This window comes from Nonomuraea dietziae, assembly GCF_014195505.1.
In the GTDB taxonomy this organism is placed as follows: domain Bacteria; phylum Actinomycetota; class Actinomycetes; order Streptosporangiales; family Streptosporangiaceae; genus Nonomuraea; species Nonomuraea roseola.
Genome location: NZ_JACIBV010000001.1, coordinates 7654226 through 7677091, shown reverse-complemented (window position 1 = coordinate 7677091; position 22866 = coordinate 7654226). Strand labels below are relative to the sequence as shown.

General features: G+C 71.7%; 24 protein-coding genes. 12 read left to right on the top strand and 12 right to left on the bottom strand.

The annotated features are described in order from the left end of the window. The first annotated feature begins 9 nt into the window (after positions 1-9). Positions 10-672: a response regulator transcription factor gene (locus tag FHR33_RS36570; RefSeq protein WP_183657794.1), complete on the top strand. Its 663-nt coding sequence runs from the start codon at positions 10-12 to the stop codon at positions 670-672. Beyond that, a complete protein-coding gene (locus FHR33_RS36565) occupies positions 669-2006 on the top strand; it encodes a sensor histidine kinase (protein WP_183657791.1) in 1338 nt (445 codons plus the stop codon). The genes FHR33_RS36570 and FHR33_RS36565 overlap by 4 nt, the downstream gene beginning before the upstream one ends. Before the next feature lie 149 nt (positions 2007-2155). Here the strand turns inward: FHR33_RS36565 and FHR33_RS36560 are convergent, their stop codons facing one another. Further along, positions 2156-3076 (bottom strand): TAXI family TRAP transporter solute-binding subunit, encoded by a 921-nt coding sequence (locus FHR33_RS36560; protein WP_183657788.1) that lies wholly within the window; start codon positions 3074-3076, stop codon positions 2156-2158. A 180-nt stretch (positions 3077-3256) separates the two neighbouring features. Here FHR33_RS36560 and FHR33_RS36555 point away from each other — a divergent pair, with 180 nt between their 5' ends. The 7 genes from FHR33_RS36555 (at position 3257) to FHR33_RS36525 (ending at position 9456) form a co-directional block, all read left to right on the top strand. Further along, entirely contained in the window at positions 3257-4795 is a 1539-nt protein-coding gene (locus FHR33_RS36555; protein ID WP_183657787.1) for an endonuclease/exonuclease/phosphatase family protein, read from the top strand. A 97-nt stretch (positions 4796-4892) separates the two neighbouring features. Further along, positions 4893-5195: an urease subunit gamma gene (locus tag FHR33_RS36550; RefSeq protein ID WP_183657785.1), complete on the top strand. Its 303-nt coding sequence runs from the start codon at positions 4893-4895 to the stop codon at positions 5193-5195. Then, positions 5192-5503 carry an urease subunit beta gene (locus tag FHR33_RS36545; RefSeq protein WP_183657783.1) on the top strand — a complete coding sequence of 104 codons (312 nt, stop codon included), beginning with the start codon at positions 5192-5194 and terminating at the stop codon, positions 5501-5503. Before FHR33_RS36550 ends, FHR33_RS36545 begins: the two co-directional genes overlap by 4 nt. Then, positions 5496-7193, top strand: coding sequence for an urease subunit alpha (locus FHR33_RS36540; protein WP_183657781.1), 1698 nt, complete (start codon positions 5496-5498; stop codon positions 7191-7193). The genes FHR33_RS36545 and FHR33_RS36540 overlap by 8 nt, the downstream gene beginning before the upstream one ends. Then, on the top strand, positions 7193-7864 hold the full coding sequence (locus tag FHR33_RS36535; protein ID WP_183657779.1) for an urease accessory protein UreF: 672 nt from the start codon (positions 7193-7195) through the stop codon (positions 7862-7864). Before FHR33_RS36540 ends, FHR33_RS36535 begins: the two co-directional genes overlap by 1 nt. A gap of 12 nt (positions 7865-7876) precedes the next feature. Next, entirely contained in the window at positions 7877-8545 is a 669-nt protein-coding gene (gene ureG, locus FHR33_RS36530) for an urease accessory protein UreG (RefSeq protein ID WP_183657777.1), read from the top strand. Further along, a complete protein-coding gene (locus tag FHR33_RS36525) occupies positions 8545-9456 on the top strand; it encodes an urease accessory protein UreD (protein WP_246452294.1) in 912 nt (303 codons plus the stop codon). The genes ureG and FHR33_RS36525 overlap by 1 nt, the downstream gene beginning before the upstream one ends. A 59-nt stretch (positions 9457-9515) precedes the next feature. Here the strand turns inward: FHR33_RS36525 and FHR33_RS36520 are convergent, their stop codons facing one another. Next, positions 9516-9977: a MarR family winged helix-turn-helix transcriptional regulator gene (locus tag FHR33_RS36520; RefSeq protein WP_183657774.1), complete on the bottom strand. Its 462-nt coding sequence runs from the start codon at positions 9975-9977 to the stop codon at positions 9516-9518. 101 nt (positions 9978-10078) lie between these two features. Here FHR33_RS36520 and FHR33_RS36515 point away from each other — a divergent pair, with 101 nt between their 5' ends. Next, a complete protein-coding gene (locus tag FHR33_RS36515; protein WP_183657772.1) occupies positions 10079-11290 on the top strand; it encodes an MFS transporter in 1212 nt (403 codons plus the stop codon). 122 nt (positions 11291-11412) lie between these two features. Continuing rightward, positions 11413-11886, top strand: coding sequence for a hypothetical protein (locus FHR33_RS36510; RefSeq protein WP_183657770.1), 474 nt, complete (start codon positions 11413-11415; stop codon positions 11884-11886). 132 nt (positions 11887-12018) lie between these two features. On the opposite strand, the gene FHR33_RS36505 is transcribed toward FHR33_RS36510, so the two are convergent. Then, on the bottom strand, positions 12019-14385 hold the full coding sequence (locus tag FHR33_RS36505) for an ATP-binding cassette domain-containing protein (RefSeq protein WP_183657768.1): 2367 nt from the start codon (positions 14383-14385) through the stop codon (positions 12019-12021). A gap of 163 nt (positions 14386-14548) precedes the next feature. Between FHR33_RS36505 and FHR33_RS36500 the strand changes: the two genes are divergently transcribed. Then, on the top strand, positions 14549-15298 hold the full coding sequence (locus FHR33_RS36500; RefSeq protein WP_312895884.1) for a MerR family transcriptional regulator: 750 nt from the start codon (positions 14549-14551) through the stop codon (positions 15296-15298). A 177-nt stretch (positions 15299-15475) separates the two neighbouring features. Here FHR33_RS36500 and era read toward each other — a convergent pair whose 3' ends face one another. From era to FHR33_RS36455, 9 genes are all read right to left on the bottom strand, one after another. Next, on the bottom strand, positions 15476-16378 hold the full coding sequence (gene era / locus FHR33_RS36495; RefSeq protein WP_183657766.1) for a GTPase Era: 903 nt from the start codon (positions 16376-16378) through the stop codon (positions 15476-15478). A 14-nt stretch (positions 16379-16392) separates the two neighbouring features. Continuing rightward, the gene (locus tag FHR33_RS36490) at positions 16393-16869 is read right to left on the bottom strand and encodes an NUDIX domain-containing protein (protein WP_246453397.1); all 477 of its coding nucleotides are present in this window, start codon (positions 16867-16869) and stop codon (positions 16393-16395) included. A 7-nt stretch (positions 16870-16876) separates the two neighbouring features. Beyond that, positions 16877-17197 carry a cytidine deaminase-like protein gene (locus FHR33_RS36485; protein WP_183657760.1) on the bottom strand — a complete coding sequence of 107 codons (321 nt, stop codon included), beginning with the start codon at positions 17195-17197 and terminating at the stop codon, positions 16877-16879. Positions 17198-17206: 9 nt separating this feature from the next. Then, the gene (locus FHR33_RS36480; protein WP_183657757.1) at positions 17207-17866 is read right to left on the bottom strand and encodes a hypothetical protein; all 660 of its coding nucleotides are present in this window, start codon (positions 17864-17866) and stop codon (positions 17207-17209) included. A 401-nt stretch (positions 17867-18267) separates the two neighbouring features. Then, a complete protein-coding gene (locus tag FHR33_RS36475) occupies positions 18268-19560 on the bottom strand; it encodes a hemolysin family protein (protein ID WP_183657754.1) in 1293 nt (430 codons plus the stop codon). Further along, entirely contained in the window at positions 19557-20033 is a 477-nt protein-coding gene (ybeY, locus tag FHR33_RS36470) for an rRNA maturation RNase YbeY (RefSeq protein WP_183657751.1), read from the bottom strand. The genes FHR33_RS36475 and ybeY overlap by 4 nt, the downstream gene beginning before the upstream one ends. Positions 20034-20082: 49 nt before the next feature. After that, positions 20083-21117 (bottom strand): PhoH family protein, encoded by a 1035-nt coding sequence (locus FHR33_RS36465; RefSeq protein WP_183657748.1) that lies wholly within the window; start codon positions 21115-21117, stop codon positions 20083-20085. 90 nt (positions 21118-21207) lie between these two features. Next, complete coding sequence (locus tag FHR33_RS36460; protein WP_183657746.1) at positions 21208-21552, bottom strand: histidine triad nucleotide-binding protein; 345 nt, start codon at positions 21550-21552, stop codon at positions 21208-21210. Between the two features lie 9 nt (positions 21553-21561). Continuing rightward, on the bottom strand, positions 21562-22866 hold the full coding sequence (locus FHR33_RS36455) for an extracellular solute-binding protein (RefSeq protein ID WP_183657743.1): 1305 nt from the start codon (positions 22864-22866) through the stop codon (positions 21562-21564).

The following is a 22866-nucleotide window of genomic DNA, read 5'->3' as shown; positions in this document are numbered from 1 at the left end:
CTGAACGACATGCGAGTGCTCCTGGTCGAGGATGACGACCGGCTCGCGGCCGCCCTGACAACAGCCCTGTCGCGGCACGGTCACCAGATCGTGCGCGCGGGGCTGGCCGTCGACGCCCTCCGCCTGGCGGGGGGCGTCGACTTCGTCCTGCTCGACCTCGGTCTGCCCGACATGGACGGGCTCGAGGCGCTGCGCCGCGTCCGGCGGGTCTCCGCGGTGCCGATCATCGTGGTGACCGCGCGCACCGAGGAGCGCGAGGTCCTGCGGGGGCTGCGCTCGGGCGCCGACGACTACCTCGTCAAGCCGTTCCGTACGGCGGAGCTGATGGCTCGCATGGAGGCGGTCGTGCGCAGAGGCACCCGCCCCATGCCGGCCCGCGACCACGTGGTGACCGTCGGCGACGTCCGCATCGACCTCGAGACGCGGCAGGTCAGCGTCGACGGCGAGGCCGTGACGCTGACCAGGCGAGAGTTCGACGTGCTCGCGCTGCTGGCCAGGCAGCCCGGTGTGGTCCGCAGCCGCGAGGAGATCCTCGACGAGGTGTGGGGCGACCCGCTGCTGTCGGCCTCCCGCTCGCTCGACGTGCACGTGGCGGGGCTGCGCGCCAAGACCGGCCGCCCCGGTCTGGTCGAGACGCTGCGCGGCACGGGCTACCGGCTGGGCGGGCAGTGAACGCCAGGCTCGTCGTCACCTTCACCACGCTGATCGTGTTGATGATCGCGGCGCTGGCCGTCCCGCTCGGGCTGGCCTACGCCTCGCACCGCACCAACAGGCTCCTGCTCGACCGGCGCGCCGACGCCACCCGCTTCGCCGAGCTGGCCGACCAGGCCGCCCGCGAGGGCGACCGTACGGCGCTCACGGCGGAGGTCACCCGCTACAGCGACCTGTACGGCGCCGCCGTCGTGGTCAAGAACCGCGAGGGCGAGAACCTCGTCGACGCCGGCGACATGAGCGTGGACACCTCGGCCGCCGTCCGCCTGGCGCTGGGGGGTCAGACCACCGAGGACCTGCCGACGATCAGCCCGTTCGGCCCTTCCCACGTGCTCGTCGCCGAGCCGGCCGGCCGCGACGCGCAGCTGTCGGGCGTGGTGCTGCTGCTGGCCCCCACCACCCAGGCCCGCGCGGACGTGTCCCTGGTCTGGGCGGGCCTGGCGCTCGGGGCGCTGGTGGCGCTCGGCTACTCGGTGCTGGCGGCCAGGGGTCTGGCCAGGTGGATCCTGCGTCCGGTCACCGAGCTCGACCGCACCACGCAGGCCATCGCCGAAGGCCACCTCGACGCCCGCGCCCACCACGGTGTCGGCCCCTCGGAGCTGCGGCGGCTCGAGGAGCGCTTCAACGCGATGGCCGACGCGGTCTCCTCCACGCTCGACAGGCAGCGGGCCTTCGTGGCCGACGCCTCGCACGAGCTGCGCACGCCGCTGACCATGCTGTCGCTGCGGCTGGAGAACCTGGAGCCGCACCTGCGCAGCGAGGGCACGGCCGAGTTCGAGGAGGCGCTGGCCGAGGTCGACCGTCTGGCCGGGCTCGTGGAGGACCTGCTCGCGCTGGCCAGGGTCGAGGCGGGCGCGGTCACGGGCGAGCTCGACAGGGTGGCCGAGCTGGCGCCGCGTCTTGCCGGGTGGCGGGAGGTCTACGCGGCCAAGCAGCTCACGCTGGAGCTGCCCGCGTCGCTGGTCGCGCCCGAGGCGGTGGCCAGGATCGCCGACATCGCGCTCGACAACGCCCAGAAGTTCGTCCCTCCCGGCGGCACGGTCACCGTGACCCTGCGCGAGGGCGTGCTGCGCATCGCCGACGACGGCCCCGGGCTGCCCGAGGAGGAGCGCTCCCAGGCGATCGGCAGGTTCTGGCGGGCGGGCGCGCACGCGAACGTGCCTGGCAGCGGGCTCGGCCTGGCGATCGCCGCCGAGCTGGCCAAGGCGTGCGGGGCGACGCTCGCGCTCGGGCGGAACGAGCCGCACGGGCTGGTGGTGGAGCTGAGGCCGGCGCAGCCGGACCCGGGGTGGTAGCGCCGGCGCAGCCGGACACCGGTGGTGGTGCCGGCGCAGCCGGACACCGGTGGTGATGCCGGCGCAGCCGGACACCGGTGGTGATGCCGGCGCAGCCGGACACGGGGTGGTGGTGCCGGCTCAGCCGTACACGGGGTGGTGGTGCCGGCTCAGCCGTACACCGAGCGGTAGTAGCGGGCGGCGCCCTCGTGCAGCGGGACGGCTCCCGTGCCGATCGCGTAGCGCCTGTCGAGCCTGCCGCCCGGCGCGTCGGGGGCCTCCAGCCTGTCGCGGCTGGCGAACATGGTCTCGGTGACGGAGAAGGCGACCTCGCCGGGCAGGCTCGTCGCGCACACGAGGTAGCTGGGCGTGCCGATGGTGGGCAAGGGGCCCGGCAGCTCGTACTCCTCGGCGGGCACGATGGCGCTCTCGTACAGCGGGCCGTACGCCCTGCGCAGCTCGGGGACCAGCGTGTCGAGCGGGAGCAGCCTGATGGAGCGCCTGGCCCGCGCCAGCGCGGGCGTGGGCACGCCGCCCGACCAGAAGAAGGCGTCGACGCCGCCTGCCGCCAGCGTGCCGAGCGACTCGTCGAGGCCGAGGCGGAAGGTGCGGGCGGGCTCCTTGAACGGCGCCTTGGCCAGCACCCGTTCGGCGGTGAAGGCGGTGCCCGAGCCCTGCGCGCCGATGGAGACCGCGCGGCCGGCGAGGTCCTCGATCCGCAGGATGCCGGAGTCCTTGCGCACGACGAGGTGGACGTAGTTCATGTACATCCTGGCCAGCGCCGAGACGGGGGCGCGGCGCACCCGCACCGCCTCGTCGGCGCTGTCGGCCAGCGACAGGCCGAGGTCGGCCCTGCCGTCGGCGATCATGGCGAGGTTCTCGATGCTCGCGGCCGTCTTGACCACGCGCACGGTGAGGCCGCGCCGCCTCAGCTCGGTGGCGAGCCTGTCGCCGAGCACCTCGTAGGGACCTCCGGTCGGCCCGGTCGCGAAGCGCAGCGCGGCGGGCTCCACCTCTCCCGCCGAACAGCCGGCGCACCCCGCGACGACGCCCGCGGCCATGGCGAGGAAGGCGCGGCGGGTGGTGGGCATGCCCTCCAAGGTATCCGCTCAGTGCGGAGCCTGGTCACCACAGCCCTGCGCACACTTGTTCAGACAAGCTGAGCACGCTTGTCCAGTTGGAGATCGCAATGGGCTAGCCAGACTGTGTACATCTGGTCTTTACTTGCCCGCGAGACGCTTCTCCCGCTCATCCACGGACAAGGAGCCTCCATGCGCCTCGCCATCGCCGTCCTCGCGGCCCTGGCCCTCACCGCGACGCCCGCAGCGGCGTGGGCCGCCCCCGACGGCACGCTGACCCCCGCCTCCGCCTCCGTGAAGGCAGGCGACGCGATCACGTTCACCTACTCCACCCCCGCGCCTCACCCGAAGAACTGGATCGGCCTCTACACCGACCCCGGCAACGGCCCCGTCGACCAGAAGTACGTCGGCCCCTCGCTGAAGTGGGCCTACATCCCGAGCGGCAGCGGCACGGCCCGGCTCGACACGGACGGCCTCGAGCCCGGTGACTACGTCGCCTACGCCCTGGCCGAGGACGGCTACGCCTGGCTCGCCCAGCCCGCCAAGCTGAGGATCGTGAGCAGCGAGCCCCTCCGCTTCGTGACCTCGTCCATCCCGCTGCGCAACGCCCGCGCAGGGAGCCCCTACGCCGCCACCGTCCGGGGCCTGGTCAGGGGCGAGGTCTCCGGCTTCCGCAAGGTCAGCGGCCCAGGCTGGCTGACCGTCGGCCAGGACGGCACGATCACCGGCACGCCGCCCGCCTCGGCCTCGTCCAAGACGGCCACCGCCACGGTCGAGGCTAGGGGCGCCGCGGGCGAGAGCGCGACCGCGCAGGTCAGCGTCGAGGTCAGGCCTCCGGGAGCGCCGCTGGTGCCCGAGCTGAAGACGCTGAGCTGGAACCTCTGGCACGGCGGCAGCCAGGTGCGCGGCGGCAGGGAGAAGCAGCTGACGTTCCTGCTCGAGCGCGACATCGACGTCGTCGGCCTGCAGGAGAGCAGCGGCACCTCCGCCAAGGAGCTGGGCGAGGCGCTCGGCTGGGACTACTACCAGGCGGGAGCCGACCTCGGCGTCATCAGCCGCTACCCGATCACCTCGCGCGGCCCGCTGCCCTCGGAGTCGGGACTGCCCGCCTCGAACGTGCGGATCAGGATCGACGACCGGCGCGGCAGCGAGGTGGCGCTGTGGAACGTCCACCTTGGCTACACGCCGTACGGCCCCTACGACGCCTGCTTCGGCAGGTACTCCGTCGACAGGCTGATGGCAAGGGAGGCCCAGTCGGGCCGCACCCCGCAGATCCAGGACGTCGTCAGGGCGATGGCCGTCGACCTGGAGTCAGCCGAGCGCACCCCCGTGCTCCTCATGGGCGACTTCAACGCCCCGTCCCACCTCGACTGGACCCCCGCCGCCAGGAGGTGCGGCTACGACTCGGTCGCCTGGCCGACCTCCGTCGTCCCCGAGCAGGCGGGGCTGCGCGACTCCTTCCGCGTCGCCCACCCCGACCCCGTCGCCGAGCCGGGCGTCACCTGGTCGCCGGTCTACCCCACCTTCACGGGGGGCTACGGGCACGACTCCCACAAGGGCGAGCCCGAGCCGCAGGACCGCATCGACTTCATCCACTACAAGGGCGCGCTCGAGGTGGCGAGCTCGGCGGCGGTGGTCGAGGGCGCGCCGACCGCGATCCCGAACCACAAGGACAACGCCTGGACCTCCGACCACGCGGCGGTGCTGACGGTGTTCACCCTCTCCCGCTGAGCGACCGCTGAGCGGGCGCTGAGCGGGCGCTGAGCCCGAAACCTCTCCGACACGGCCGCGCAACGCCCAGGTAACCGCGCATTTCTAATGTCCGGCCATGCGGCTTACCCCACACGAGCAGGAACGCCTGCTCATCCACGTCGCCGCCGGGGTCGCGCGCGACCGCCGGGCCAGAGGCCTGCGGCTCAACCACCCCGAGGCCACCGCGCTCATCGCGTCGTTCCTGATGGAGGGGGCCAGGGACGGACGCACCGTCGCCGACCTGATGCAGGCGGGCCGGCAGGTGCTGGCCCGCGCCGACGTCATGGACGGCGTGCCCGAGATGCTGGAGTCGGTGCAGGTCGAGGCGACCTTCCCCGACGGCACCAAGCTCGTCACCGTGCACAGGCCGATCCCGTGATCCCCGGCGAGTACGAGCACCCCGCGGGCGCCGTCCCGCTGAACCCGGGACGGCCGCGCCTCACGGTGCGCGTGGTCAACACCGCCGACCGGCCGATCCAGGTCGGCTCGCACTACCACTTCTCGGCGGCCAACCCCGGCCTCGACTTCGACAGGAAGGCGGCATGGGGCATGCGGCTCGACGTTCCCGCCGGCACCGCGGTCAGGTTCGAACCGGGGGTCGAGCGGGACGTGACGCTCGTCCCCCTGGCGGGACGGCGGATCGTGCCGGGGCTGCGCCCCGAGTGGGCGGGGCCGCTCGATGTCTGAGATCTCCCGCGCCCGCTACGCCGCCCTCTACGGCCCGACCACGGGCGACCGCATCAGACTCGCCGACACCGACCTGTTCATCGAGGTCACCGAGGACCTGTCCATGGGGCCGTCGGGGGCGGGCGACGAGGCGGTGTTCGGCGGCGGCAAGGTGATCCGCGAGTCCATGGGCCAGGCCCGCACGACCCGCGCCGAGGGCGCGGCCGACCTGGTCATCACCGGCGCCGTCATCCTCGACCACTGGGGGGTGGTCAAGGCCGACGTCGCCGTCAGGGACGGCAGGATCACCGCCGTCGGCAAGGCGGGCAACCCCGACACCATGGACGGCGTCGACATCGTCATCGGCCCCTCCACCGAGATCCTCGCGGGCAACGGCAAGATCCTCACGGCGGGGGCCGTCGACTCCCACGTCCACCTGATCTGCCCGCAGGTCCTCACCGAGGCCATCGGCTCGGGCGTCACCACGATCGTCGGCGGCGGCACCGGGCCCGTCGAGGGCACCAAGGCGACCACGGTCACCGGCGCCTGGTACCTGCGCCACATGCTGGAGTCGCTCGACTCCTTTCCCGTCAACGTCGCGCTGCTCGGCAAGGGCAACACGGTCAGCACCGAGGGCCTGCTCGAACAGCTGCGGGCCGGGGCCTCCGGCTTCAAGCTCCACGAGGACTGGGGCACCACGCCCGCCGCGATCGACGCCTGCCTGACGGTGGCGGACGCGACAGGCGTGCAGGTGACGATCCACACCGACACGCTCAACGAGGCGGGCTTCGTCGAGTCGACGCTCAAGGCGATCGGCGACCGGATGATCCACGCCTACCACACCGAGGGCGCGGGCGGCGGGCACGCGCCCGACATCATCAAGGTGGCCGCCCACCACAACATCCTGCCCTCCTCCACGAACCCGACCAGGCCGCACACGGTCAACACCCTCGACGAGCACCTCGACATGCTCATGGTCTGCCACCACCTGAGCCCGTCGATCCCCGAGGACCTGGCCTTCGCCGAGTCGCGGATCAGGCCGTCCACCATGGCGGCCGAGGACGTCCTGCACGACATGGGCGCGATCTCCATGATCGGCTCGGACTCCCAGGCGATGGGGCGCGTCGGCGAGACGATCATCCGTACGTGGCAGACCGCGCACGTCATGAAGGCGCGCAGAGGCGGCCTCGACGACAACCTGCGCGCCCGCCGCTACATCGCCAAGTACACGATCTGCCCGGCGATCGCGCACGGCCTCGACGCCGAGGTGGGCTCGGTCGAGGTGGGCAAGCTGGCCGACCTCGTGCTGTGGGACCCCGCCTTCTTCGGCGTGAAGCCCACACTGGTGCTGAAGGGCGGCGTCGTCGCCTGGGCGCAGATGGGCGACGCCAACGCCTCCATCCCCACGCCGCAACCGGTCATGCCCAGGCCGATGTTCGGCGCGTCGCCGCTCACCGCCGCCGCCACCTCGCTCCACTTCGTCTCCCCCCTCGCGCTGGAGTCGGGCCTCGCCGACCGGCTCGACGTGCGTCGCCGCCTGGCTCCCGTCGCCGACGTACGGCGGCGCGGCAAGGAGGCCATGCCGCTCAACGACGCGCTGCCCCGGATCGAGATCGCGCCCGACACCTTCGAGGTGCGGGTGGACGGGGAGCTGATCGAGCCCGCGCCGGCCGTGGAACTGCCCATGGCCCAGCGTTACTTCCTGTTCTGATGAGCGCCGCCCTGCTCCTGCTGGCCGACTCGCGCCTGCCCGCCGGTGGCCACGCCCACTCGGGCGGCGCGGAACAGGCCGTCAAGACGGGGGCGGTGCACGACCTCGCCTCCTTGCGCGGCTTCCTCGCGGGGCGCCTGCACACCGCGGGCCTGGTCGCCGCAGGACTGACCGCCGCCGCCTGCCGCAGCGCCGGCCGCTCCCCCACGCCGCCCGCCCCGATGACCTGGGCGGAGCTGGACGCCGAGGCCGACGCGCGCACCGCCTCTCCCGCCCAGCGCGAGGCCAACCGGCAGCAGGGCAGGCTCCTGCTCAGGGTCGCCAGGCGGGTGTGGCCCTCGCCGGTGCTGGAGGAGCTGGCCCTCGCCGTACCGAACCCCCATCACCCCGTCGCGCTCGGCGCGGTGGCGCACGCGGCGGGAGTGCCGCCGGACGAGGCCGCCATGGCGGCCGCCTACCACGCGGTGGCGGGAGCGGCCACGGCCGCGGTGCGCCTGCTCGGCCTGGACCCCGTCGAGGTGCACCGCCTGCTCGCCGGCCTCGCCCCCGACCTCGACGCCGTGGCGGAGCGGGCGGCGGCGGCCGAGGTGCTGCCCGCGACCTCCGCTCCCGCGCTCGACCTGCTGGCCGAACGGCACGCACGGGCCGGCCTCAGACTCTTCGTCTCCTAGGAAAGGACCACCATGGGCGCCAACCACGAGGACCACCACCACGCACCCGACGGTCACGGCCGCGCCCTGCGCCTGGGCATCGGCGGGCCCGTCGGCAGCGGCAAGACGGCCCTGGTGGCGGCGCTGTGCCGCGCGCTCGGCCCCGAGCTGCGCCTCGGCGTGGTGACCAACGACATCTACACCACCGAGGACGCCGACTTCCTGCGCAGGGCCGGCGTGCTCGACCCCGAGCGCATCCTGGCCGTGGAGACCGGCTGCTGCCCGCACACCGCGATCCGCGACGACATCGCCGCCAACCTCGACGCGGTGGAGACGCTGGAGGAGCGGTTCGGCCCGCTCGACCTGGTGATCGTGGAGAGCGGCGGGGACAACCTGACCGCGACGTTCAGCAGGGGGCTGGCCGACGCGCAGATCTTCGTGCTGGACGTCTCGGGCGGCGACAAGGTCCCGCGCAAGGGCGGCCCCGGCGTGACGACCGCGGATCTGCTCGTGGTCAACAAGACCGATCTCGCGCCGCTGGTGGGCGCGGACCTCGGCGTGATGGAGCGCGACGCCGGAGCCGTACGAGAGGGCAGGCCGGTGCTCTTCACCTCGATCAGGCAGGGCGGCGCGGGCGAGGTGGCGGCGTGGGTCGCCGAGCGGGTCCACGGCTGGTCTCACGCGCACGCTCCCGTCGCCTGATGTCCCTCCCCCTACCACCCCGGAGGTATCCAGCGCCGGTCGCCCTGTCCCACCGCACCCCGGGGGCGGGTGAGGTGGCGGGGCGGCGCAGGATGCGGGCGAGCGCGGCCGTGTCCACCGCGTTGTCAGGTGGACGGACCATCCTGCCCCTGCTGCGCTCCGACCCGCCGCTCACGCTGCGCCAGACGGGCCCGCACACCGTCCATCTGGTCTCCACGGCCGCGGGCCCCCTCGGCGGCGACCACCTCTCTCTCGATCTGGACGTCGCGCCGGGAACCCGGCTCGAGATCGGCTCGATCGCGAGCACGCTGGTGCTGCCCGGCGACGGCGAGTCGCTCTCGGTGATCACCGCGAGGGTCGGAGAGGGCGCCGTCCTGTCGTTCGCGCCCGAGCCGACCGTGCTGGCCGCCGGTTGCGCGCACCGCATGGTGGTACGGCTCACCCTGGCCGAGGGCGCGCGGGCGCGCTGGCGTGAGGAGATCATCTTCGGCCGGTACGGCGAGGCGCCCGGCCGCTGCGTCGCGGGGTTCGACGCCATGGTGGAGGGGCGTCCGCTGCTTCGCCAGGAACTCACCGTCGGCGACCCCTCGCTCGACGGCTCGTCCGCGATCTACGGCTCAGCCCGCTGCGTCGGCACCACGCTCCTGGCCGCGCCCCCGCACCCGGCCACCCCGAAGAGCGGTTCCCCTGGGCTCACCGCCGGGCAGGCCGGCGCTTCGGCCGCGGAGGGCCCGATCGGCGCGAACGCGCCAGGCCAGGGCGCGACGGGTGTTCGCGGAGGCGGTGTCGTCGCGGAGGGTGTGGCCGTGTTGCCGCTGGCGGGGCCCGGCGTGCTCGTCTCCGCCCTCGCCGCCGACGCCGTCGAGCTGCGCCGTCGCCTCGGCCTGGGCGAGGCCCAGATCGCCTGGTGACCGGCCCGGACCCCGGCCGACCAGCGAGAGGTTGATGCGGCCTGGCGCGGGCGCGAGAGCTACGCCGGAGTGGGGACCTGGGGCCAGGTGGAGTCGAGGGCACGGACCGCCGCCACCAGCGGGACCAGCTCGGGGTGCTGCTCCGCCTCGTCCAGCGCCTCCTTCAGGGCCGCGTCGTTGGTCGGGCGCGCCTGGTCGAGCAGTTCCCGCCCCGCGGCCGTGACCTCGGTGTAGATGCCCCGCCGGTCGGTGGCGCACAGGTACCTCGACAGCAGTCCTCTGTCCTCCAGCCGCGTCACCAGCCTGGTCGTCGCGCTCTGGCTGAGCCCCAGCGCGTCGGCGAGCTGGTTCATCCTCAGGTGCCCGCCCTCGCCCGAGTGCTGCCCGCTGAGCAGCAGCATCGCCGAGAACTCGCGGACGCTGAGCTCGTGGGCCGCCTGCAGCGCGCGCTCGACGTGGCCGTCGATCCGGTTGTGGAGCGCCGACAGCGTGCACCAGCTCTGGGCGAGAAGGTTCGACATGCCTCCAGGGTACCTCCATCGCGCAAAAACATGCGTTTGCATTTAGCCCGCGCCTGCAATTATTGTGAGCGCGTTCCACTCTTCTACTCGGGGGATCTGACATGCCCATCGCACTTCTGGCCCTGGCCATCGGCGCTTTCGGGATCGGGACGACCGAATTCGTCATCATGGGGCTGCTGCCCCAGGTCGCCGCGGAGTTCGGCGTCTCCATCCCGACGGCCGGGTACCTGGTCACCGGATACGCCGTGGGCGTCCTCGTCGGCGCTCCCTTCATGACCATCCTCGGCACCCGCGTCTCCCGCAAGCACATGCTGATGGCGCTGATGGGCATCTTCGTCGTGGGCAACCTGCTCTCGGCCGTCGCCCCCGCCTTCGGCGTCATGCTCGGCGGCCGCGTCGTGGCCTCACTGGCCCACGGCGCCTTCTTCGGCATCGGCTCGGTCGTGGCGGCCAACCTGGTCGCACCGCACAAGCGGGCCAGCGCGATCGCGCTGATGTTCACCGGGCTCACCGTGGCCAACCTCGTCGGCGTGCCGCTCGGCACCGCGCTCGGCCAGCAGGCCGGATGGCGCCTCACCTTCGCCGTCGTCGCCGCGCTCGGCGTGGTCGCGGTGATCGGCGTCGCGCTGCTCGTCCCCGCCGACCAGGGCTCCCGCGACCTGAACGCGGCGAGGGCAGGACTCGTCCGCCGCGAGGTGGCCGCCCTCGGCAACGTCCAGGTCCTGCTCGCCATGGCCATGACCGTGCTCGGCTTCGGCGGCGTCTTCGCCGCCATCACCTACATCGCGCCGATGATGACCGAGGCCGCGGGGTTCGGGGAGGCCGGCCTCACGTGGATGCTCGTCCTGCTCGGCGTCGGCATGGTGATCGGCAACCTCGTCGGCGGACGGCTCGCGGACCGCGCGCTGATGCCCCTGCTGTACGTCTCGCTGGCGGCGCTGGCCGTGGTGCTCGGCCTGTTCACCTTCGCCGCCTACTCGCAGCTCGCCTCGGCCGTGGCCGTCCTGCTGATCGGCACCCTCGGCTTCGCGACCGTCCCGCCGCTGCAGAAGAGGGTGCTCGACCTGGCCTCGGGCGCGCCGACGCTCGCCTCGGCCGTCAACGTGGGCGCCTTCAACCTCGGCAACGCGCTGGCCGCGTGGCTCGGCGGGGTCGTCATCTCGGCCGGACTCGGCATCACCGCCCCGAACTGGGTGGGCGCGCTGCTGGCGGGCTCCGCGTTCGTGCTGGCCGTGATCTCCGGCCTGCTGGAGCGCAGGCAGGCGCACCGCCCCGTCAGCGCACCGGCCACCGTCCCGGCCGAAGCCGTCTGACCACTCTTCACGACCTCCCGCTCGCACTGACCGATCACCGCGAGCGGGAGGTCTGCTGTGCGGAGACCGCCGCCGCGAGATGGTGATCGGGATCTCGCGAGAGGCGGGCGTATCGTGAGGGCGTGGCCGACACCCATCCTCGCCCCAGCCGGAGGGGCCTCGCCGTCGCCGTCGTCCTCGCGGGACTGCTGCTGTCCTTCACCGCGCTGCTGCCGTGGGCCGGCGTCGACGCCAGGCTCGACCTGCTGGGCGCGGGCCTCAGCCAGGACGTCCGCGGCGTCGACGACCCGTTCGGGGTCTACACGCTCGTCGCGGGGCTGGCCGCCGCCGCGCTCGGCGCGGCAGGAGCGCTGCGCGGCCGCCTGCTGACCGCGCTCGCCGCCCTGCCGGGCGCGGCGGCGTGCGTGCTGCTGGTGGTCTACGTCGCTGACCCTCGCGGCATCGCCGACAGGGTGTCGGTCGATCTCGGCATGCTGTCGATCGAGCCTGGCCTGCGCGCCGGCTGGTTCGCCGCCCTCGCCGCCGCGCTCGCGGTGACCGTGCTCGCCCTCCTGTGCCTCCCCCGCCCTCCTCGCGCCGGCTCGCCCGAGTCCTGAGATCCCGTACGGCAAGCCGGCGAGAGGCCACCGCGGTCACCGCCGACCGCCCGTCCATCACGCCGCTCCAGCACGACTCCGGCGCGCCGCCGTGACACGCGCCGTCAGCGGGGGCAGGAGACGGCCGGAGCCCTACGCCCTGCCGACGTAGGCGCGCAGATGCCTGGCGGTCAGGGAGTCGCCGCTCTCGACGAGCTCCTCGGGCGAGCCCGAGAAGACCACCTGGCCACCGTCGTGTCCCGCTCCCGGCCCGAGGTCGATGATCCAGTCGGCGTGGGCCATCACGGCCTGGTGGTGCTCGATGACGATGACCGTGTTGCCGTCGTCGACCAGGCGGTCGAGCAGGGCCAGCAGCTGGTCGACGTCGGCCAGGTGCAGCCCGGTGGTCGGCTCGTCCAGGACGTAGGTCGTGCCGTTCCTCGCCATGTGGATGGCGAGCTTGAGCCGTTGCCGCTCGCCGCCCGAGAGCGTGGTGAGCGGCTGGCCGAGGGACAGGTAGCCGAGCCCGACCGCCGCGAGCCTGTCGAGGATCGTCCTGGCCTGACCGCTGGGGAAGAACTCGCGCGCCTCGGCCACCGGCATGCCGAGCACCTCGCTGATGTTCTTCCCGCGCAGCAGGTACGTCAGCACCTCGGGCGTGAACCGCTTGCCCTCGCACTTCTCGCACACCGACGCCACCTCGGCCATCATGGCGAGGTCGGTGTAGATAAGGCCGATGCCCTTGCAGGTCGGGCACGCGCCCTCGGAGTTGGCGCTGAACAGGCCCGGCTTCACGCCGTTCGCCTTGGCGAACGCCGCGCGGATCGGGTCGAGCACGCCGGTGTAGGTGGCGGGGTTGCTCCGGCGGGAGCCGCGGATCGCCGACTGGTCGGCGACGACCACGCCTTCCCTGCCCGCGACGTAGCCGTGGATCAGGGAGCTCTTTCCCGAACCCGCCACACCCGTGACGACGGTGAGCACGCCGAGGGGGATGTCGACGCTCACGTTCCGCAGGTTGTGCAGGGTAGCGCCGGTGATCGGCAGGTACCCGCTGGGCTTGCGCACCTTGTCGCGCAGCGTCACGCGGTGGTCGAGGTAGCGGCCCGTCAGCGTGTCCGAGGCGCGCAGGCCGTCGAGGTCGCCGCTGTAGCAGATGCTGCCGCCTGCCGTACCGGCTCCTGGGCCGAGGTCGACCACATGGTCGGCGATCGAGATCGTCTCCGGCTTGTGCTCGACGACGAGCACGGTGTTGCCCTTGTCGCGCAGGCGCAGCAGCAGGTCGTTCATCCGCTGGATGTCGTGCGGGTGCAGCCCCGCGGTGGGCTCGTCGAAGACGTAGGTGACGTCGGTCAGGCTGGAGCCGAGGTGCCTGACCATCCTCACCCGCTGGGCCTCGCCGCCCGACAGCGTGGAGGACTCCCTGTCCAGGCTCAGGTAGCCGAGTCCGATCTCGACAAGGGAGTCGAGGGTGTCGCCCAACGTCTCCAGCATCGGCCCGACGGACGGGTTGTCGATGCCCTTGACGAACGCGGCCAGATCGTTGATCTGCATGGCGGAGCACTGCGTGATGCTGAGGCCGCCGATCAGGCAGGATCTGGCGGCCTCGTTGAGCCTGGAGCCGCCGCAGGAGGGGCAGCCGGTGAGCATGACCGCCCGGTCGGCGAACGCCCGGGCCTGCGCCTGCATCGACTCGCGGTCCTTGGCGAGGTAGAGCCGCCTGACCTTGGTGACGAGCCCCTCGTAGGTGAGGTTGTTCGAACCGACCTTGATCTTGGTGGCGGGCTTGTGGAGGAAGTCCTCCCACTGCTCGGCGGTGTAGTCCTTCAGCTTCACGGCGGGATCGAACAGGCCCGAGTGCGCCATCAGCTGCCAGTACCAGGTGTCGACCGCGAACCCCGGCACCTTGATCGCCCCGTCGTTCAGCGAGAGCTCCCTGTCGACCAGCTGGTCGACGTCGATGTCGGAGACCTTGCCGAGCCCCTCGCACTCGGGGCACATGCCCTCCGCCCTGTTGAAGCTGAAGGCGAAGGGCGGGCCGACGTAGGGGCTGCCGATCCGGCTGAACATGATCCGCAGCATGGTGTGGGCGTCGGTGGCGGTGCCCACGGTGGAGCGCGCGTTGACGCCCATCCGCTCCTGGTCGACGATGATCGCCGCGCTCAGGTTGCGCAGCGCGTCGACGTCGGGACGGCTGAGGCTCGGCATGAAGCCCTGGATGAACGCCGTGTAGGTCTCGTTGATGAGCCGCCGTGACTCGGCGGCGATCGTGTCGAAGACGAGTGAGGACTTGCCCGAACCCGACACCCCCGTGAAGACGGTGAGCCGCCGCTTGGGGATGTCGAGGGAGACCCCTGTCAGATTGTTCTCCCTCGCGCCTCGCACCTCGATCACGTCGTGGCCGTCGGCGGCGCGATGCAGGACTTCGCTGGTCTGGTCGATGGAGACCACGGATCCCTTTCCCTGAGTGTGTTGGGCGGTGACAGGCTCTACCGCCCGATGACTCTCTTCTCCTCGTGACATCTGGCGCACGGATGCGCCAGGTCTGTTGCCGTCATCCACACCTTCAATTTTCTCATTGAAGCGTTCTGTTGAGACTTTGCGCCAAGGACGACGGCAGTCTCCTGCGGAGGAGAGCGCTAACCTTCAACTAGGCCATGAACCCGCCGGAGAAGGGAGCACGTGCGTGGACCGCGCGCTTCGCCCCGTCGACCTGGCCCGTATGGCGGGCATCTCCACCCAGCAGATCCGCAACTACGCCGACTGCGGCATCCTGCCTCCCGCGCCGCGCACACCTGCCGGCTATCGCAGGTTCGACGGCGCGCACCGCCGCGCGCTGTTCACCTACCGCGTCCTCTCGAGGGGATACGGGTGGGAGGCCGCGCGCTCCGTCATGCAGGCCGTCCACGCGGGGGACGTGGGCCTCGCGCTCAGCCTGGTGGATGCCGCTCATGCCGCGCTCCATGACGAACGGCTCTCCCTGCGCGCGGCCGGCGAAGCGCTCGAAGCGGTGGCTCAGCAGGATGTCGACGGCTCCGTGGCGCGGTCGTCAGGCATGCGCATCGGGGAGGTGGCCGCCCACCTCGGGGTGCGCACCTCGGCGTTGAGGGTGTGGGAGTCAGCGGGGCTGCTGACGCCTCGGCGCGCGCCCGGCACCGGATATCGCACCTTCAGCTCGGCCGACGTCCGCGACGCACGAATGATCAACATGCTGCGGCAGGGCCGCTATCCCATGAGCCAGATCCGGCCCATCCTCGACGGCCTGCGCAGGACGGGCAGCAGCGAGGCGCTTCGCGCCGCCATCGCGCGACGGCAGGCGGAGCTGACCTGGCGCTCGACGGCCATGCTGGAGGGGGCCTCCAGCCTGCATCACTACGTCACGGGCAGAGAGCCGGCCGCCTGCCACGAGGACCCGCCGCCAGGATGCGGCGCGTGACATGTGGGTCGCGAGGACACGGCAGCGCCCTCCGGCGGGGGTTCGCCACCCAGGCGGCCGACGACGCGCGGTGGCGACGGCCACCGGAGTCCTGCTGGGGCGGGCACCCGCGACGGACGGCACGCCGCGCCGGGCGGAGGCGCCGGCCGCGCCTGCCGTACGGGCAGGAGAGGGAACTCAGTCGTAGAAGCCCAGCCTGCGCAGCTGCTTCGGGTCGCGCTGCCAGTCCTTGGCCACGCTGATGCGCAGGTCGAGGTAGACGCGGGTGCCGAGCAGCGCCTCGATCTGCTTGCGGGCCCTGGTGCCCACGTCGCGCAGCCGCTCGCCCTTGTGCCCGATGACGATCGCCTTCTGCGAGGGACGCTCGACGAACATGTGCGCGTAGATGTCGAGCAGGTCGTCGCGCCCCTCGCGGGGCAGCATCTCGTCGACCACCACCGCGATCGAGTGGGGCAGCTCGTCGCGCACCCCTTCGAGCGCCGCCTCCCTGATCAGCTCGCCCACCAGCACCTGTTCGGGCTCGTCGGTCAGCTGACCGCCCTCGTAGAGCGGCGGCGACTCGGGCAGCTCCGAGATCAGCACGTCGGCCAGCGGGCCGAGGTTGTCGCCCGACTCGGAGGAGACGGGCACGATGTGGGCGAACTCGGCCAGCTGCGAGAGTGCGAGCAACTGCTCGGCGATCTGCTCCTTGGAGGCCAGGTCGCACTTGGTGACCACCGCCACGACGGGCGTCTTCTTCACCGCGCCGAGCTTGTCGGCGATGAAGCGGTCACCCTTGCCGATCTTCTCGTTGGCGGGGACGCAGAACCCGATGACGTCGACCTCGGTCAGCGTGGACAGCACCAGGCTGTCGAGCCGCTCGCCCAGCAGCGTGCGGGGCCGGTGCAGGCCAGGGGTGTCGACGATGATCAGCTGCGCGTCGGGGCGGTGCACGATGCCCCTGATGACGCGCCTGGTGGTCTGCGGCTTGGAGGAGGTGATCGCCACTTTGGTGCCGACCAGGGCGTTCATCAGCGTGGACTTGCCGACGTTGGGGCGGCCGACGAAGCAGGCGAATCCGGCGCGATGGTTACTGGTCACCTTAGAATTCTCGCCTATGCCGACCAGCGCTCTCGCCACCAGGCGAACGCCTGTGGCAGAACGCGGGGACTCCAGGCCGGCATCGGCAGGCCGGCCAGCTCCTCCTCGGTGGCGAAACGGGCGTCGGTGATCTCCTCGCCGTCGGGGGTGAGCACCCCGCCGGCCAGCGCGCAGCCGTAGACGGCGTTGACGTAGGCGACCTGGTGGCCGTTGGGGTAGGTGGTGCGGAACTCCGGGCCGCCGAAGACCCCGATCAGGCCGCGTACCTCGATGTCGACGCCGAGCTCCTCGTGCAGCTCACGCACCACCGTGTGCTCGGGACGCTCGTCGGGGTCGATGCCGCCGCCTGGCGGCGCCCACAGCCCCTTCTCCCCCGCGTGGCGGGCCACCAGCAGCCTGCCCTCGTCGTCGAAGACGCAGCCGGTGGCCGCCGGGAGCATCAGCAGCGCGTTGCCGACCCGGCTGCGCAGGTCGGCCAGGAACGGCGACATGGGCACGTCAGCCCCTCAGGGTGCCGTCAGGACCCGCCACGAACAGCGCCTTGGCGCCCAGTTCGCGCACCACCGCCTCGTCGGCCTCGCCCGCGTGCTCGCCCTCGGTGACCAGCGCCGCCGCCTCGAGCGACTGCGCGCCGCTGGAGACCGCCATGGCCACCGCCACCTGCACGGCGGACAGGCGCAGCGAGGAGAGCTCGACGCTGGTCGCGGAGTAGGTGCGGCCCGTCTCGTCGCGCACCGCCGCGCCCTCCCGCGCGCCGTTACGGGCCCTGGCCGCGCGTGCCAGCGTAATGATCTTGGAGTCTTCGGGATCGAGAGTCACGACCCAAGGTTAGCGAGCCATGCCGGCGAAGGCCCTGGCGAGCTCCACCGTGCGCCTGACGTCGACCGTGCCGAGACCCGTGTGCACCAGCGAGAGCAGCCTGTCGCCCTGGCGGACCAGCACGAGGTCGAGCGCGTAGGGATAGCCGTGCAGCCGTCCGCGCAGCTGCCTGCTCACCGCCTCGTCCCCCAGCGCGGGCAGCGTGAGCTCGGAGAGCCTGAGCCGCGTTCCCCCCGTGGGATCGGCCCCGCGCAGCACGGGGCAGCCGTCCATGGCCCTGCCCATGTCCTCGAGGTGCTCCTCCGCCTCGCCTCCGGCGTAGACGGCCATGCCCACCGCGGCCAGCTCGCCGAGCACGTCGCCCTGGAAGCTCACCGCCGCGTTGCCCTCCAGCGCCCGCAGAGGCGGATGGCCCGTGGCGGCGTCGAGCACCGCCCTGCAGTCACTGCTCGCCTTCGCCAACGGCGACTGCCACGCCTCGCGGGCGGGCCCCGAGAAGCCGTCGGGCAGGAGGCGCTCCTGGCTCAGGAGCGCCTTCAGCTCGAGACTCTGCCGGCGCGCCTCCGCGTCGGAGACCGCCCCCTGGACACCGCATCCCGTCAGCCCCGCCGCGAGCAGCCCGCAGGCCACGGCCATGCCGATGATCCCCGCTCTACCGGTCAGCGCCATGATCTCCCCCGATGATCGCTCACGCCGACGGCATTCCTGCCCCGTCCACGAAAACGGCAATCCACCGGAGTCACCAAAAAGGTGCTCATCAGGCGGCCCAAGGGGCTTAATGCCCCATTCATCAGTTAAGGGTGCTCTCACCCGGTCGAACCGGGCGAGAGCACCCTTCACGAAATGCAACGCCTGGCCGCGGCTAGCAGGCCGGGCGTCGCGTTCCCCCCGGAGCTCCCTCACGCCGCGAACCCCTTCCGGCGCTACGGTCGCTCCCTCCGACACCCACCGCACAGGGTGTCGAGAAACATGGTGGATCGACGGCCTTGCAAGTCACTTGTAGAACGCTTGCGCCTTTCGCGGAGACTGTCGGCACCTAGGATGACCTGGGATGTTTTGCCGCGAGCGGGTCATTCCTGCTCCGCCGCCGCGGAGACGCTCTCCTCCTCGGGGGGAGCCACCCTGCGCACTACCACCGTGCTGATGCGGTTGCGCCGGCCGGCCAGGCTCTCGGCCGTCAGCCGCAGCCCCGCGACCACCGCCTGCGACCCCGCTATCGGCACCCTGCCCAGCGCGTGGGCCAGCAGGCCGCCCACCGTCTCGACGTCGTCGACCTCGATCTCGGCGTCGAACAGCTCGGCCAGCTCGTCCACCGGCATCCTGGCCGTCACCCGCATCGCCCCGTCGGGCTGGGCCTCGACCCTGGGAGCCTCCTGGTCGTACTCGTCGGTGATCTCGCCGACGATCTCCTCGAGGATGTCCTCGATGGTCACCAGGCCCGCCGTGCCGCCGTACTCGTCGATCACTATCGCCAGGTGGATCTGGCGCGCCTGCATCTCGCGAAGCAGCTGGTCGATCGGCTTGCTCTCCGGCACGTAGGTGGCCGGGCGCATGATCGACTCGATCTTCGCCTCCGCGTCGTCGGACGACTCCTGCACCCTGCGCGCGATGTCCTTGAGATAGGCGATGCCGATGACGTCGTCCTCGTTCTCGCCGACCACGGGCACCCGCGAGAAACCGCTGCGCAGCGCCAGGGACATCGCCTGGTTGAGCGTCTTGCCGCGCTCGATGAAGACCATGTCCGTACGAGGGACCATGACCTCGCGCACCAGCGTGTCGCCCAGCTCGAAGACCGAGTGGATCATCTCGCGCTCGTCAGGCTCGATCACCCTGCGCTCCTCGGCCAGGTCGACCAGGTCACGCAGCTCGGCCTCGGAGGTGAAGGGGCCGTCGCGGAAGCCCTTGCCGGGGGTCAGCGCGTTGCCGAGCAGGATGAGCAGCTTGGGGAGCGGCCCGAAGATCCTGGTCAGGCCGTAGACGATGGGGGCGCTGGCCAGCGCGATGGGCTCGGCGTGCTGGCGGCCGAGGGTGCGTGGAGAGACGCCGACGATCACGTAGCTGACCACGATCATGACGGCCGCCGCCGCGGCGTAGGCCCAGCCCTGGTCGCCGAGCAGGTCGATGAAGAGCAGCGTGGCGATCACTGTGGCGACCAGCTCGCAGCTCAGCCTGAGCAGCAACAGCAGATTGAGGTAGCGGGGCGGGTCGGCCACGATGGCCTGGAGCCGCTCGGCTCCCCTGCGCCCCTCACGGACGAATTCCTCGGCGCGCACCCGGGATATGCGGGACAGGGCCGTCTCCGCACTGGCGATCACTCCACCGATCACCACGAGCACGACGGCCGAAGGCAGCCACGCGTTCACCGCTGGGTGCGCACCTCCTGCCACGACTCCAGGAGCTTGGCCTGCAGGCCGAACATCTCCTTGTGCTCCTCCGGCTCGGCGTGGTCGTAGCCGAGCAGGTGGAGTATGCCGTGGGTGAGAAGCAAGTCGAGCTCGTCCTCGGTGCTGTGACCCGCGGTCTCGGCCTGCTTGGCCGCCACCTGCGGGCACAGCACCACGTCGCCGAGGAGCGCGGGGTCGGTGGCGCCGTCGCCGTCGCCCCGCGCGCCGCCGCCTGGACGCAGCTCGTCCATGGGGAAGGACAGCACGTCGGTCGGCCCTGGCTCGCCCATCCACTTCTCGTGGAGGTCGGCCATGACCGTCTCGTCGACCACGAGGATCGACAGCTCGGCGAGCGGGTTGATGCCCATCTCGCCGAGGACGTGGCCCGCGAGGCCGGCGAACGACCGCTCGTCGACCTCCACCCCTGACTCGTTGTTCACCTCGATGCTCATGCGACCTCCTTCGCCGGCCGCACGAGCATCGGACGGCTGGGTTGCCCGCTCATGGCCGCTTCCCTCGTCGCTGCTGGTGGATCTGCTTCGGCTCCTGGAGGGCGTCGTAGCGCCCGTAGGCGTCGACGATGTCGCTGACCAGCTTGTGGCGCACCACGTCGGCGCTGCTGAGACGCGCGAAATGGATGTCGGAGATGCCTTCGAGGATCTCCTGCACCACCCGCAGGCCGCTGACCGTGCCGCTGGGCAGGTCGACCTGGGTGACGTCGCCGGTCACGACGATCTTGGAGTTGAAGCCCAGGCGCGTGAGGAACATCTTCATCTGCTCGGCCGAGGAGTTCTGCGCCTCGTCGAGGATGATGAACGCGTCGTTGAGCGTGCGTCCGCGCATGTACGCCAGCGGCGCGACCTCGATCGTGCCCGCGGCCATCAGCTTGGGGATGGACTCGGGGTCGATCATGTCGTGCAGCGCGTCGTAGAGCGGGCGCAGGTAGGGGTCGATCTTCTCGTAGAGCGTGCCGGGCAGGAAGCCGAGCCGCTCTCCCGCCTCGACGGCGGGCCTGGTCAGGATGATCCGGTTGACCTTCTTCTCCTGAAGCGCCCGCACGGCCTTGGCCATCGCGAGATAGGTCTTGCCGGTGCCGGCGGGGCCGATGCCGAACACGATCGTGTGCTTGTCGATCGCGTCGACGTAGCGCTTCTGGTTGACGGTCTTGGGCCGGATGGTGCGCCCGCGCGAGGAGAGGATGTCGAGGGACAACACCTCTGCGGGGCGCTCGGAGGTCATCTTCAGCATGGCGATGCTGCGCTCGACGGCGTCGGCGGTCAGCTCGCCGCCGTTGCGCAACACCTCCACCAGCTCCTCGAACAGGCGCACGACGGCGCTGCTCTCGTCTGGGCTGCCGGTGACGGTGATCTCGTTGCCACGGACGTGGATGTCGGCACGGAAGGCACCCTCGATGACGCGCAGAAGCTCGTCGCGAGAGCCCAGGAGGCTGACCATCGGGTATTCGTCCGGAATCAGCACCTTCGCCTGAGTGCGCGTGGGCGGTGCCGTTCTGCGGGATTCGTTTAGCTCGGACATGGGCAGGCCTGACGGCCTGATGCCTCCCGGTCTCGGTCGGGTGTTCTCACTTCATGGTAGCCGGGCACACCCGCCTGACTCGCGTCAATATCAGCCGGGCGGCCAGGTGAGGTTGCGCCCACCGAGAACATGCGCGTGAACATGGAAGACGGTCTGTCCCGCGCCGGGCCCCGTGTTGAAGACCACGCGGTAGCCGGAGTCGGTCACGCCCTCCTGCAGGGCCACCGCGTGGGCGGCCTTGAGCACGTCGTCGGCGAGGCCGTCGTCGGCCTCGGCGAGCGCGGCCGCGTCGGCGTGGTGCTCCTTCGGGATCACCAGCACGTGCGTGGGAGCCTGCGGGTCGATGTCGCGGAAGGCCAGCACCCTGCCGGTCTCGTAGACGACCTCGGCGGGGATCTCCTTGGCGACGATCTTGCAAAAGAGACAGTCGGTCACGTCAGCACCCTACCGGCACCCGTCCTCCGCGCCAGGTCTGCCGCCGACCGCGTCGGGCAGCGCGCCGGCCAGCGCCCTCTCGACCGCGTCCGCGAAGTCGGCCCCGCTGGTGTGGTCGTCGTCCATGACGGCCCGCACGCACTCCCTCAACGTCTCGCTGAACTGCGCGTAGTGGACCAGCGAGGGCCGCTTCGCCGAGCCGAGCGCCAGGTGGACGGCGCCGAGCAGGCGCGCGAGCTGCGTCCGCGTCGCCGACGGGGGCGCGGGGCCGTCCTCGCGCTGCATCTGGCACGGGTCGACGCGCTCGTAGGCGGCCTCGACCACAGGGGCGTAGCCGCCGCAGGAGAACAGCTGCCGCTGGTTGTCGGCGCGCGTGAGGTAGTCGACGAACGCCCTCGACTCGGCGGCCAGCCCCGACCTGGAGGCGATCGCCAGGTTGGAGCCGCCGAGCACGCCCCCGCCTGGCAGCGGTGACACCTCGGCCTTCACCCCCGCCTCGACGAGGCGCAGGTAGGCGTAGGGCCAGTGGCGCAGGTAGCGGGCCCGTCCCGTGACGAACTCGGTCAGGCTCTCGCGCTCCCTGAAAGGGCCCTCGGCGATCTTCTGGGTCTCGCGGGCGTGCCACCAGGCCGCCAGCCCCTCCTTGGCCCGAGCGCCCATGACCACGCGCTCGCCCTCCATCATTCCGCCCGTCACCTCCAGCAGGCTCACCGTGCCGCCCTCGTAGTCGTCGTTCTGGGTGACGAAGCCCTGCAGGCCCGCGCTGTCGTACAGATCGCGCCAGGTGAGGGGCGCGGGCGCGCCCTCGCGCCTGAAGAGCAGGCCGACGTCGGTGGCGAACGGCAGCGCGTACTGCCTGCCCCTCCACTGCCCCGTCGCCAGGGCCGCGGGGACGAACCGGTCGCGCGGCACGTCATCGACGGGTTCCAGCAGCCCCGCGGCGGCGAACTCGGCGGTCCAGGCGGAGTCGAGGATCACCACGTCGTAACGAGGGCAGCCGTCGCCCTGGAGCGCGGCGAGCATCTCGTTGCGCTTGACGTCGGCGACAGGGGACAGCTCGACGACGTCGACGTCCTCGTCGGTGGGCGCGTTGGTGGTGTTCCAGCTGGTGAACAGCCTGCGGCGGTAGCCGTTGACGGAGACGTCGCTACCCGTGGCGACCTGGATCCTGTCCCTTCGCCTGCACTCGGGCGGGGCCTTGCCCTGCTGCGGCAGCGTCGCCAGAGGCGCGGCGAGAACGAGGATCGCCCCCACGCACAACGCCGTCCTGTGCCGCCGCAGCATGCCGCCCAGCCGCCCCGCCACGCTCGCCAT